Source organism: Pantoea sp. WMus005, assembly GCF_013415305.1.
In the GTDB taxonomy this organism is placed as follows: Bacteria; Pseudomonadota; Gammaproteobacteria; order Enterobacterales; family Enterobacteriaceae; genus Pantoea; species Pantoea rara.
Genome location: NZ_JACBXU010000001.1, coordinates 1,921,768 through 1,934,007, shown reverse-complemented (window position 1 = coordinate 1,934,007; position 12,240 = coordinate 1,921,768). Strand labels below are relative to the sequence as shown.

The 12,240-nt window shown below is 56.2% G+C and carries 13 protein-coding genes; 11 read left to right on the top strand and 2 right to left on the bottom strand.

Features of this window, described 5'->3' with window-relative positions; translation table 11 throughout:
• Nucleotides 1-11: 11 nt before the first annotated feature.
• Entirely contained in the window at nucleotides 12-686 is a 675-nt protein-coding gene (gene kdpE, locus HZZ01_RS08810) for a two-component system response regulator KdpE (protein WP_179896518.1), read from the bottom strand.
• A 257-nt stretch (nucleotides 687-943) separates the two neighbouring features.
• On the opposite strand from kdpE, the gene HZZ01_RS08805 reads away from it, so the two are divergent.
• From HZZ01_RS08805 to nei, 11 genes are all read left to right on the top strand, one after another.
• On the top strand, nucleotides 944-1,144 hold the full coding sequence (locus HZZ01_RS08805) for a DUF2517 family protein (RefSeq protein WP_090962986.1): 201 nt from the start codon (nucleotides 944-946) through the stop codon (nucleotides 1,142-1,144).
• Nucleotides 1,145-1,298: 154 nt separating this feature from the next.
• A complete protein-coding gene (locus tag HZZ01_RS08800; protein ID WP_179896516.1) occupies nucleotides 1,299-2,255 on the top strand; it encodes a 2-thiouracil desulfurase family protein in 957 nt (318 codons plus the stop codon).
• Between the two features lie 12 nt (nucleotides 2,256-2,267).
• Nucleotides 2,268-3,692: a deoxyribodipyrimidine photo-lyase gene (phrB, locus tag HZZ01_RS08795; protein WP_179896514.1), complete on the top strand. Its 1,425-nt coding sequence runs from the start codon at nucleotides 2,268-2,270 to the stop codon at nucleotides 3,690-3,692.
• 18 nt (nucleotides 3,693-3,710) lie between these two features.
• Nucleotides 3,711-4,454 (top strand): type 2 GTP cyclohydrolase I, encoded by a 744-nt coding sequence (locus HZZ01_RS08790; RefSeq protein ID WP_179896511.1) that lies wholly within the window; start codon nucleotides 3,711-3,713, stop codon nucleotides 4,452-4,454.
• A 151-nt stretch (nucleotides 4,455-4,605) separates the two neighbouring features.
• A complete protein-coding gene (gene pxpB, locus HZZ01_RS08785) occupies nucleotides 4,606-5,262 on the top strand; it encodes a 5-oxoprolinase subunit PxpB (protein WP_179896509.1) in 657 nt (218 codons plus the stop codon).
• Entirely contained in the window at nucleotides 5,256-6,185 is a 930-nt protein-coding gene (gene pxpC, locus HZZ01_RS08780) for a 5-oxoprolinase subunit PxpC (RefSeq protein WP_179896508.1), read from the top strand. The genes pxpB and pxpC overlap by 7 nt, the downstream gene beginning before the upstream one ends.
• Nucleotides 6,175-6,912: a 5-oxoprolinase subunit PxpA gene (gene pxpA / locus HZZ01_RS08775; RefSeq protein WP_179896506.1), complete on the top strand. Its 738-nt coding sequence runs from the start codon at nucleotides 6,175-6,177 to the stop codon at nucleotides 6,910-6,912. The genes pxpC and pxpA overlap by 11 nt, the downstream gene beginning before the upstream one ends.
• 50 nt (nucleotides 6,913-6,962) lie before the next feature.
• Nucleotides 6,963-7,691, top strand: a complete 729-nt coding sequence (locus HZZ01_RS08770; RefSeq protein WP_161732131.1) for a DUF969 domain-containing protein — start codon at nucleotides 6,963-6,965, stop codon at nucleotides 7,689-7,691.
• The gene (locus HZZ01_RS08765) at nucleotides 7,691-8,707 is read left to right on the top strand and encodes a DUF979 domain-containing protein (protein ID WP_179896504.1); all 1,017 of its coding nucleotides are present in this window, start codon (nucleotides 7,691-7,693) and stop codon (nucleotides 8,705-8,707) included. The genes HZZ01_RS08770 and HZZ01_RS08765 overlap by 1 nt, the downstream gene beginning before the upstream one ends.
• Before the next feature lie 6 nt (nucleotides 8,708-8,713).
• Nucleotides 8,714-9,361: a pyroglutamyl-peptidase I gene (pcp, locus tag HZZ01_RS08760; protein WP_179896502.1), complete on the top strand. Its 648-nt coding sequence runs from the start codon at nucleotides 8,714-8,716 to the stop codon at nucleotides 9,359-9,361.
• An 11-nt stretch (nucleotides 9,362-9,372) separates the two neighbouring features.
• On the top strand, nucleotides 9,373-10,161 hold the full coding sequence (gene nei / locus HZZ01_RS08755) for an endonuclease VIII (protein ID WP_179896501.1): 789 nt from the start codon (nucleotides 9,373-9,375) through the stop codon (nucleotides 10,159-10,161).
• 350 nt (nucleotides 10,162-10,511) lie between these two features.
• Here the strand turns inward: nei and HZZ01_RS08750 are convergent, their stop codons facing one another.
• Nucleotides 10,512-11,795: a citrate synthase gene (locus HZZ01_RS08750; RefSeq protein WP_179896499.1), complete on the bottom strand. Its 1,284-nt coding sequence runs from the start codon at nucleotides 11,793-11,795 to the stop codon at nucleotides 10,512-10,514.
• Between the last annotated feature and the right edge of the window lie 445 nt (nucleotides 11,796-12,240).

The following is a 12,240-nucleotide window of genomic DNA, read 5'->3' as shown; positions in this document are numbered from 1 at the left end:
GGCGCCTTTTTTTATGGCATAAAACGGTAGCCAATACCGGTTTCGGTCAGCAGATGGGCCGGTTGGGTCGGATTCGCTTCCAGCTTCTGGCGCAGATGCCCCATATAAATCCGCAAATAGTGGCTGTGCTCCACCGCATTGGGCCCCCAGACCTGGCTCAGCAGCTGTCGCTGCGTCAGCACCTTTCCGGCATTGTTAAGCAGAATACTCAACAGACGAAACTCTATCGGGGTGAGGTGAATCTCGCTGCCGCCGCGCTGTACGCGTCGTGCGGCGAAATCGACGCTGACGTCGGCAAAATGTATTCTGGCGTCAGGCTGCTGACCACTATGACGGCGCAGTGCCACCCGTGCGCGCGCCAGCAGTTCGCCAATGCCAAAAGGTTTAGTGAGATAGTCATCGGCTCCAGCATCCAGCGCGGCAATCTTATCCTGCTCGTCGCTGCGCGCCGACAACACAATGACCGGGATAGCGCTCCACTGGCGCAGGTCACGGATAAAATCGGTCCCATCTCCATCCGGCAGGCCAAGATCGAGGATCACTAAGTCGGGCTTGCGGGTCGCTGCTTCAATCAGTCCGCGCTGCAGTGTATCGGCATCAAACACCTTCAGATCTTCATTTTCCAGCGCCAGCCGGACAAAGCGGCGGATCTCTTTTTCATCTTCAACGATCAAAACCGTGGTCACGCAATACCTGCCTTGGAGGGGGGCCGAAATGCCATTTTATCAATATCACAGGTTGCCGTCCGCGTGCTTCACCTTTTAGATGCTTCAACCTTAGTGTAACCAGACGATAACTTATATGTAACTTAATTACAGGTTAATTCTTAAACAGTATAAATAGCGGCAAAAGAGTGGTCAGATGAGTAGTAAAATTACACAACCTGGCGTAAAGTCAGACACAGATCACATTCAAACATTTTATCTTACCGGGAGGAGAAACCATGTATCAGGCTTATCCACGTTACAAAATTATCGCACGCCGTACGCTGGTGGTTCTTCTCGGCGTTCTGGCACTGCCTGTCATGTTGTTCCGACAGGATCGGGCGCGTTTCTACAGTTATCTGCACCGCGTCTGGTGTAAGACCAGCGCGAAGCCGGTCTGGCTGGCGCAGTCAGAAGCCGGTGGCGGCGCGTTCTGGTAATTTGCCCTGCTGCAAAACAGGCCTGGTCAACCGACCGGGCTTTTTTTTGCGATTTTTCTGAGAATAAGCTGATCGGAACCGCGTTTTAAACCTTTTTTCCTGACCATTTTGCGCTACACTTAAACCTCTACAAGATTTCGGAGGTTGTACAAGTATGAGCAAAAAAATCCCCGTTGGAATCAGTGCCTGCCTGCTCGGCGACCGCGTCAGATTTGATGGTGGGCATAAGCGTCTTACTTTTGCGACCGACGATCTTACCCCATTTGTCCACTTTGAGCCGATCTGCCCGGAAATGGCGATTGGTCTGCCCACACCACGCCCGGCTTTACGACTGGTAAAACAGGGTGATGACGAGCTGCATCTCTGCTTCAGTAAAGATGGCGGAGAGGAGGTCACCACGCAGATGCGTGACTGGTCCGCCGGGCGGGTAAAATCGCTGCATCATCTCTGTGGCTATATTCTGTGTGCCAAATCCCCCAGCTGCGGCATGGAGCGTGTGCGGGTCTACGAGCCGGACAACAACAATAACCGTAAAGTGGGCACCGGCATTTTTGCTGAATTTCTGCAGCGCGAAATGCCCTGGCTGCCACTGGAAGAAGACGGGCGCCTGCACGATCCTGCCCTGCGTGAGAACTTCATTGGCCGCATTTGTGCGCTGCATGAGTTTAATCAGATGTGGGAAAACGGCCTGACCCGTCAGGGGCTGATTGCTTTTCACAGCCGCTACAAACTGATGATGCTGGCGCACTCACAGGAAAAATACCGCGAACTGGGACCGTTTGTCGCCTCAATGAGCGAGTGGGCGTCGCTGGAGGCCTTTGCCTTTGAGTATCGCAATCGAATGATGGAACTGATGTCACGTCCCGCCTCACGTCGTAATCACACCAATGTGCTGATGCATGTGCAGGGCTACTTCCGTTCGCATCTGAGCTCACCACAGCGCCAGGAGCTGGCAACCCTGATTGACCGCTATCGTCAGGGTACACAACCCTTGCTGGTGCCGATCACCATTCTCAAGCACTACATGGCCGAATACCCGCATCCGTGGCTGGCACAGCAACGTTATTTTGATCCCTATCCCGAAGCCTTGTGCTTACGCTATGGACAGTAATTCAGGAGGCGTATGACCACCCATCTGGTCTGGCTGCGTAACGATTTACGCATTAACGACAATCTTGCGCTACACGCCGCCTGCCGCGACAGCGAGGCAAAAGTGATTGCACTCTACCTTGCGACGCCGCAACAGTGGCAGCGGCATGATATGTCCCCAAAGCAGGCGGCGTTTATCCACGCCAGTCTGTTGCAGGTGCAGAGTGCGCTGGCTGAGCGGGGTATCGGGCTGCACTACCAGACATGTCATGCCTTCAGCGACAGTGTTGATGCGCTGATGCAGTTCTGTGCAGAGCAGCAGGTCGATCAGCTTTTCTACAATTACCAGTATGAAGTTAACGAGCGCCAGCGCGATGCGGAGGCTGAAAAGCGCCTCAATGAAGCGGGCGTGATTTGCCAGGGCTTTGATGACAGCCTGTTACTGCCGCCCGGCAGCGTGCAGAGCGGCGATCGCTCGATGTACAAAGTGTTTACGCCTTTCAGCAAGGCTTTCGTGCGCCGCTTACAGCAGGGACTGCCGGAGTGCGTGCCAGCACCGAAACCGCGTAAAGGTGCGCCGGTGAAAACCACCCCGATTCCTGCTTTTGACTATCCAGCCGAAGACTTTGATCAGGATCTGTTCCCGGCAGGCGAAACGGCTGCGCTGAAGCGGTTGCGCCATTTCGCCACTCAACCCATTCTTGACTATCCCGCAAAGCGTGACCTTCCGGCGCTCGACGCTACCAGCCGTCTGTCGATCTATCTGGCGACCGGCGTGCTTTCGCCCCGTCAGTGTCTGCATCGCGTGTTGCATGAACATCCCGATGCGCTGGATAACAGTCGCGCATTTACGTGGCTGAACGAGTTGATCTGGCGTGAGTTCTACCGCCATTTGCTGGTGGCTTATCCGGCGATGTGTCGGCATCAGCCGTTTATCGGCTGGACCCGTAATGTGGAATGGCAGCGTAACGACGCGCATTTCGATGCCTGGAAAGCGGGTAAAACCGGCTACCCGATTGTGGATGCCGCGATGCGTCAGATGAATGCGCTGGGCTGGATGCACAACCGCCTGCGCATGATCACCGCCAGTTTCCTGGTGAAAGATCTGCTGATTGACTGGCGCGAAGGTGAACGTTACTTCATGCAGCAGCTGATTGATGGTGACCTGGCCGCAAACAACGGCGGCTGGCAGTGGGCGGCATCGACTGGCACGGACTCGGCTCCCTATTTTCGTATCTTCAACCCGACGACGCAGGGCGAGCGTTTCGATGAAAAGGGCGATTTTATCCGTCACTATCTGCCGGAACTCGCCGACGTCCCTGACAGCGATATTCACCAGCCCCATGTCTGGGCAGAGAAGCATCATAAGAAACTCGATTATCCGGCACCAATCGTGGATCATAAGGTAGCCCGTAAAAAGACATTAGACGCCTTTGAGCGCGCCAAAAGCGCCGCCTGAGGCCTCGAAGGAGCCTGAATGAACCATTACGAATTAGAGACGCTGATCAACCAGCAACTCGACAGCCACAGCTTCAGTGATTACGCCCCCAACGGTTTGCAGGTGGAGGGACGGAGCGAAGTCAAAACAATTATCACTGGCGTGACAGCCTGCCAGGCCCTGCTGGATGAAGCGGTAGCACGTCAGGCCGATGCGATTATTGTCCATCATGGCTATTTCTGGAAAAGTGAACCGGCTGTCATTAAAGGCATGAAGCGCCGCCGTCTGCGGACCCTGCTGGCTAACGATATTAATCTTTATGGCTGGCACCTGCCGCTCGATGCGCATCCCGAATCAGGCAATAACGCCCAGCTGGCGAAACTACTGGATATCGACATGCGTGGCGAAGTGATGCCGCTGGTGTTCTGGGGCGAGCTGGCTGAGCCGATTTCCGGCGAAGAGCTGGCCCGCCGAATCAGCGATCGTTTGGGACGTGAACCGCTGCATTGCGGTGACAATGCGCCGGCATTGATTCGTCGCATTGCCTGGTGCAGTGGGGGTGGGCAAGGCTTTATCGACCAGGCCGCCGCAGCGGGCGTCGATGCCTATATCACGGGTGAAGTCTCTGAACAGACCATTCACAGCGCACGCGAGCAGGGGCTGCATTTCTTTGCTGCGGGCCATCACGCGACCGAGCGCGGCGGCGTAAAAGCCCTGGGCGAGTGGCTGGCGCAGCACCACGATCTGGATGTGACCTTCATCGATATTCCTAATCCTGCCTGATCCTCTTCACAGGTCCTGCGCGTCTGCGCAGGACCTAAATCTGTTGACACATCCCCGTCACTTTCGCATAACTATTTGCTTTATGTAGATAAGCCATCGGCTGAACCGGGCATCCGGTCAGACGCGATCTTAACCAGGCGGGAGGTAGCTGTTGCAACGAGCACGGTGTTATTTATTGGGTGAACGCGCTGTTGTGCTGGAGCTGGAACCGCCGGTCTCACTGGAGAGTCAGCAACGTATCTGGGGACTGAATCAGCGACTGCAGTCCTACGCGGACGTGCTGGAGGTCATTCCCGGCATGAACAACATTACCCTGCATCTGCGGGATCCCCAGCAGAGTCCGCTGGACGCGATAGAGCGGCTTAAGCGCTGGTGGGAAGAGAGTGAGGCGCAGTTGCCAGCGTCGCGTCTGGTAGAAATCCCGGTGATCTACGGCGGGGAGTCTGGCCCCGATCTGAACGTGGTGGCGGAACATGCCGCGCTGACGCCTCGTCAGGTAGTTGAGCTGCACAGCAGCAACGATTATGTGGTGTTTTTTATCGGCTTTCAGCCGGGCTTCCCCTATCTGGGCGGACTGGATCCGCGTCTGCACATTCCGCGTCGGGCTGAGCCCCGGGTCGCGGTGCCCGCCGGATCGGTCGGCATCGGCGGTAGCCAGACCGGCGTCTATCCGCTGGCTTCGCCCGGCGGCTGGCAGTTAATCGGCCAGACACGCACCGCGCTGTTTGATCCTCTGCAGCAACCGCCCACGCTGCTCCGTCCCGGTGACAGGGTCCGCTTTGTGCCGCAACAGGAGGGCGTATGTTAAATATTCTGCGAGCCGGTCTGGCCGCTACTATTCAGGATGCGGGCCGCTACGGCTGGCGTCAGTATGGCATCAGCCCCGGTGGCGTGCTGGATCATCCCGCCATGTTTACCGCCAATGTGCTGGTGGGCAATGCCCCCGACAGCGCGGTACTGGAAATGGTGCTCGGCCAGTTCAAAGCGGAATTTACCCGCGATGGATGGTTTGCGCTGACGGGTGCAGGCTGCCATGCGGAGCTGGACGGTCAGCCGGTCTGGACGGGCTGGCGCACGCCGGTGAAACGCGGGCAGGTCCTGTCGCTGGCGATGCCGCAGCGCGGTATGCGCAGCTATCTGGCGGTGCAGGGCGGTTTTGACATCCCGGCGGTGCTTGGCTCTGTCAGCACCGACCTTAAAGCAAAGTTTGGCGGATTTCAGGGGCGCGCCTTGCAGGATGGCGATCAGGTCCCGTTGGGTAAACCGACCCGTCAGTTCGACCGCAAAGTCGGTGTACGGCAACTGCTGTGGGGTAATCGCATTCGCGCCTTGCCCGGTCCGGAGTATCACGAGTTCAGCCCCGAAGCGCAGCAGGCGTTCTGGCGCACCGCCTGGAAACTCAGCCCGCAAAGTAATCGGATGGGATACCGGCTGGAGGGACGTGAGCTTAAACGTGAGCGCCCGCGCGAGCTATTGTCACACGGCGTAATGCCGGGTGTGATTCAGGTGCCACCAAACGGACAGCCCATCGTGCTGATGGCCGATGCCCAGACTACCGGCGGCTATCCCCGCATCGCCTCGGTTATCGAAGCCGATCTCTATCACCTGGCGCAAATCCGTCTGGGTGAGCCGATTCACTTTATTCACTGCACCCTGCCGGAAGCAATGCTGGCCCGTCAGCATCAGCAACGCGCACTGGACCAGATGACGTGGGGACTCAATGAACATTGATTTAAACGCCGACCTGGGCGAGGGCTGCGCCAGCGATCAGGCGCTCCTGCAACTGGTGAGTTCCGCCAACATAGCCTGTGGCTTTCACGCCGGTGATGCGCAGACCATGCTGCAGTCGGTGCGCTGGGCGCAGGCATCCGGTGTTGCCATCGGGGCACATCCTGCCTTTCCCGATCGCGAGAACTTTGGCCGCAGCGCCATGCAGCTGCCGCCGGAAACGGTTTATGCCCAGATGATCTATCAGATTGGCGCGCTGAAAAGCCTGGCGGAAAGCGAGGGTGCGCGGCTGGTTCACGTGAAACCACACGGCATGCTCTACAACCAGGCCGCAGCTGACCCGGTACTGGCGGACGCCATTGCCCGCGCCATCAGGGCGGTCGACAGTCAGTTGATTGTGGTCGGGCTGGCGAATAGCGAATCGATCCGTGCTGCGGCGCATTATGGCTTACGCACGCGGGAGGAGGTGTTTGCTGACCGTGGCTATCTCAACTCCGGTGCGCTGGTGCCGCGCAGCGAGCCGGGCGCGCTGATCGAAGATGAGCAGCGGGCTATCGATCAGACGCTGACGATGGTGCAGCAGGGCAAAGTTAAAAGTATCACTGGAGAATGGGTGGCGGTGAATGCACAGACCGTCTGCTTACATGGTGATGGCGCGCACGCCCTGCAGTTTGCACAGCGGTTGCGTGATGCGTTTGCCGATCAGCAGATTCGTGTCACCAGCGCATAAAAACACATTTAGCCCGGCTCATGTCGGGTTTTTTAACTCTGGGGGAATCCATGGAAAGTGCAGTGAATCTCTGGCCGCTATTGGGCATTGCCGCGATCGTCGTCGGCTTCGTATTACGTTTTAATCCGGTGCTGGTGGTCATTGTCGCCGGATTTGTGACCGGTCTGGCCGCAATGATGCCGCTGGCGGACATTCTGGAAAAGCTTGGCGCAGGTTTTTTGAATACCCGTAACCTGCCGCTGATTCTGCTGCTGCCGCTGGCGGTCATTGGCCTGCTGGAACGTCACGGGCTGAAGGAAAGGGCGCAGGCGTGGATTGCTCAGATCAAAACTGCCACCGCCGGACGTCTGCTGATCGTCTACCTGTTTGTGCGTGAAATCACTGCGGCACTGGGATTAACCAGTCTCGGCGGACATCCGCAGATGGTGCGTCCGTTGCTGGCACCGATGGCGGAAGGCGCCACGGAAAACCGCTATGGCGAGATCACACCTGAACTGCGCCATAAACTGCGCGCGATGTCTGCGGCGACGGATAACGTCGGCCTGTTCTTTGGTGAGGATATCTTCGTGGCATTTGGCGCGATTATCTTTATGCACAACTTTATGCAGGAGTCAGCCGGGATTCAGACCGAGCCGCTGCACATCGCCTTATGGGGCATTCCGACTGCCGTTGCTGCCTTCCTGATCCATTCCGCGCGTCTGGTGCGTCTGGATCGTCAGCTGGCACGTGAGCTGCAGCAGCTCAACAGCCAGGCGCTAAAAGCCAAAGGAGGTCAGTAATGTTCCAGCAACAATATCTGATGTGGCTGGCGGGCATTATCCTGCTGGTGGTGGCGATTCTCTCCTGGCGTGACAGTGCGAATCCGCGTCGCTTTACCACCGGGCTGTTCTGGGCTTTATATGGCCTGGTCTTTCTTGTCGGTGACTGGACGACGCAGTTGATGAGCAGCCTGATGGGTTCTGATGCAGCGGGCACCCGTATGCTGCATATCATCATCGGGGGCATTGTCGTGGTCATGGCGCTGATTGCTGGTTTGGGAGGCGTCCGGCTGGGTCGTTATCATCAGCGCAGTGATGAAGAGAAACAGGGCAGTGCGCTGCGTCTGCGCAATAAGCTGTTTCTGCCCGCGCTGGCGATTCCGATCGTGACCGTGGTCGGTGTGCTGGCGTTCAACAATATTCCCGGCCTGCAGGATGCGGTGTTTGGTCCCGGCAATCACGCCACGCTGGTGACACTCTTTTCAATGATGGTCGGCTGTGTGATTGGCTGGCTGGTAGCATTAAAAGTGACGCACGAAAAACCGGTGCAGTCGATGCAGGAGACCCGTCGCCTGCTGGATTCGATTGGCTGGGCCTTTATCCTGCCACAGATTCTCGCCACGCTGGGACTGCTGTTTACCAGCGCGGGCGTGGGCAGCGCTATTTCGCATCTGACAGAAACCTGGCTGGCGGTGGATAACCGCTTTATCGCCGTTACCGTCTATGCCGTTGGGATGGCGCTGTTAACGATGATTATGGGTAATGCGTTTGCGGCATTTCCGATTATCACCGCAGGCGTCGGCATTCCCATTCTGGTATTACAGCACGGCGGAAATCCAGCGGTAATGGCGGCGATTGGTATGTTCTCCGGCTACTGCGGCACGCTAATGACGCCGATGGCGGCCAACTTCAATATTGTCCCGGCGGCGCTGCTGGAGTTACCCGATCGTAATGCGGTGATCAAGGCTCAGATTCCGACCGGTGTGCTACTGTTAATCGTTAATATTTTCCTGCTCTATTTCCTGATGTTCCTGTGAGGCTGCATGAAAACTGTCCTGATGACCGCCTTTGAACCCTTTGGCGGTGAAACGATTAATCCCTCCTGGGAAGCGGTGCGCGCGCTGGAGGGCAAACAGATTGGCGGGGCGACCATCGTGGTTCGCCAGCTACCCGTGGTATTCAGCGAAGTACTCCTTGTGCTGAACCAGGCGCTGGACGAGGTTAAACCGGATGCGATTCTGTCAGTAGGGCAGGCGGGCGGCCGCAGCGACATCACCGTGGAACGTATCGGCATTAACGTCGATGACGCCCGTATCCCGGATAACGCCGGTCATCAGCCGGTGGATGAACCGATTGTGGCTGGCGGGCCAGCAGCCTATTTTTCACGCCTGCCCATCAAGGCGATTGTGGCGGCAGTGCGCGAAGCGGGCATCCCCGCATCGGTCTCACAGACCGCCGGTACCTTCACCTGTAACCGGGTGATGTATGGCCTGCTGCACTGGCTTGAGCAGCAAGAGAGTCCGGCGCGGGGTGGCTTTATTCATATTCCTTACCTGCCTGAACAGGCGGCCCAGCATCCTGGTGCGCCGAGCATGGCGGTCGCCACCATTGTTCAGGCGCTGGCGATTGCGGTGAAGGTGACGCTGGAGACCAGCGAAGATATTAAACAGGCTGGCGGTGCCACCCATTAAGAGGAAGAACGATGCCTGAAGGACCGGAAATTCGCCGCGTGGCGGATAAGCTTGAAGCCGCCATTGTGGGTCAGCCGTTAACGGAAGCATGGTTCGCCTTTCCTCAGCTCAAGACCTACGAACCCTCGCTGATTGGTGAGCAGGTGCAGGCGATTGAGACGCGGGGTAAAGCGCTGCTGACTCATTTCAGCAATGGTCTGACGCTCTACAGTCATAACCAGCTTTATGGTGTCTGGCGGATTGTGAAACCCGATACCGAACTGAATACCACGCGTCAGTTGCGCGTGAGGCTGGCGACGGCGGGTAAAGCGATTCTGCTTTATAGCGCGTCAGATATTGAACTACTCAACGCTGATACGCTGGCGGCGCATCCGTTTCTGACCCGCATCGGACCGGATGTGCTGAACAGTTCACTTACTGTGGAAGAAGTAAAAGAACGGCTGCTGTCGCCCCGTTTCCGGCGGCGACAGTTCAGTGGTCTGTTGCTGGATCAGGCTTTTCTGGCCGGGCTGGGAAATTACCTGCGCGCCGAGATTCTCTGGCTGGCACAGCTGCTGCCCCAGCATCGCGCCCAGGATCTCAGTGACGATCAGCTGACTGCTTTCAGCGACGCGCTGCTGTCAGTGCCGCGTCATGCTTATCGGATGCGTGGAACCATGAAGAAATATCATGAGGAAGCAGCGTTTCAGTTTGAGGTGTTTCATCGGCAGGGTAAGCAATGCCGGCGCTGTGGCACGGTAATTGAGAAGGGCACACTTTCATCACGGCCGTTTTACTGGTGTCCGGGGTGTCAGAGATAGACAGTAAAGTCAAAAGGGTAAAATGCTCTTACGGCTGACAGAGCCAGGCCCGTGTGAATCTTATAGCAATAAAATAGCTTAACGCGCAGGGAGCATGGTCAGAGGAGGAAAGCGTCCCGCGCCATGGACAAAAACGCCGGGAGCGTTTTTGAACAACGCAAAGCGTTGGCCCGGAAACGGGCGCACCTCTCGGATGAGGTGCGTAATCGCGCGGGCCGAGCGTGTCATGGACTGGCTTTTGCGTCTTTCCGATCTGACCATGTTCTCTGCGCAGGCGCGGTATCACAGCCAACCGCCCCCGGCTTTTAAGCAACATCAAGCGGAGAGCCGTCTCCGCTATCAACCGAATCTTACTTCTTCAGCTGTGAACTGAATTCGCGCTCGGTATAACCGGTGTAGAGCTGACGCGGACGGGCAATCTTCATGCCTTCGTCGTGCATCTCTTTCCAGTGTGCAATCCAGCCAACAGTACGGGCCATCGCGAAGATCACCGTAAACATGGAGGATGGAATACCCATCGCTTTCAGAATGATACCGGAGTAGAAGTCCACGTTTGGATAGAGTTTACGCTCGATGAAGTACGGGTCGTTCAGCGCAATGTGTTCCAGCTCCATCGCGACTTCCAGCAGGTCATCCTTCATACCCAGCTCATTCAGCACTTCATGGCAGGTATCGCGCATTACGGTCGCACGTGGATCGTAGTTTTTATACACGCGGTGACCAAAGCCCATCAGACGGAATGAATCATTCTTGTCTTTGGCGCGTTTAACAAATTCCGGGATGTGCTCAACGGTGCTGATCTCTTCCAGCATACGCAGGGTCGCTTCGTTGGCACCGCCGTGCGCGGGTCCCCACAGGGAGGCGATCCCGGCAGCGATACAGGCAAACGGGTTCGCGCCGCTTGAACCCGCGGTACGTACGGTTGACGTCGAGGCGTTCTGCTCATGGTCAGCATGCAGGATCAGGATACGGTCCATGGCGCGTTCCAGCACTGGATTCACTTTGTACTCTTCGCACGGCGTAGCAAACATCATATGCAGGAAGTTACCGGCATAAGAAAGGTCGTTGCGTGGATAAACAAACGGCTGGCCGATTGAATATTTGTAACACATTGCTGCCATCGTCGGCATTTTGGAAAGCAGACGGAATGCCGCGATTTCGCGGTGGCGCTCAATGTTTACATCCAGCGAATCGTGGTAAAACGCAGCCAGAGCACCGGTCACACCGCACATTACCGCCATTGGATGGGAGTCACGACGGAAACCGTGGAACAGGCGGGTAATCTGCTCATGAATCATGGTATGGCGGGTAACGGTGTTACAGAACTCATCAAACTGTTTCTGGTTTGGCGCTTCGCCGTTCAGCAGGATGTAGCAGACTTCCAGATAGTTAGAATGGGTCGCCAGCTCAGAAATAGGGAAACCACGGTGCAGCAGAATGCCTTCGTCACCATCAATAAAGGTGATGGCAGATTCGCAGGACGCTGTAGACGTAAAACCGGGATCGAAGGTGAACAGGCCACTTGAACCCAGAGAGCGGACATCAACAACATCCTGGCCCAGCGTACCTTTCAGCACGTCCAGTTCAATAGATGTTCCATCTTGCAGGGTTAGCGTTACTTTTTTATCTGTCATTTTCGTCTCCATAGCGCCTTATGTAGGTAAGGATCTTTAGACACCTGAAACGCGTTCATGTTGCGGTTGGCAAAACTACACAGTATCACTCTGCGGAGGTAAAGCGGTGCAGGGTACAGAGTGAGCGGCGCGTTTCCAGTGGAAACCGGTGAGCCATGGACATGCTGCATATCGCGGTTGTTAAAGATCCGTTCAGGACATAACTTCTTGGTAACCAATAACCTGATGCTTTTTAAAGCTCATTATCGCAATGTTACATAACTTGCGCTTAGGGGAAAGTGTATCCCCATAACTTTTGTGCATCATAGGCTTTTATAGGTTTAGTTTGTAACTGAATTGTTGAACTATTGTCAAATCAGATAATTAAAATTGTATCAATTGTGAAAATCGTGAGTAGGATCACTGTTCCACCTAAAATATACCAAAGAGTTTGTAGGGGAATTGT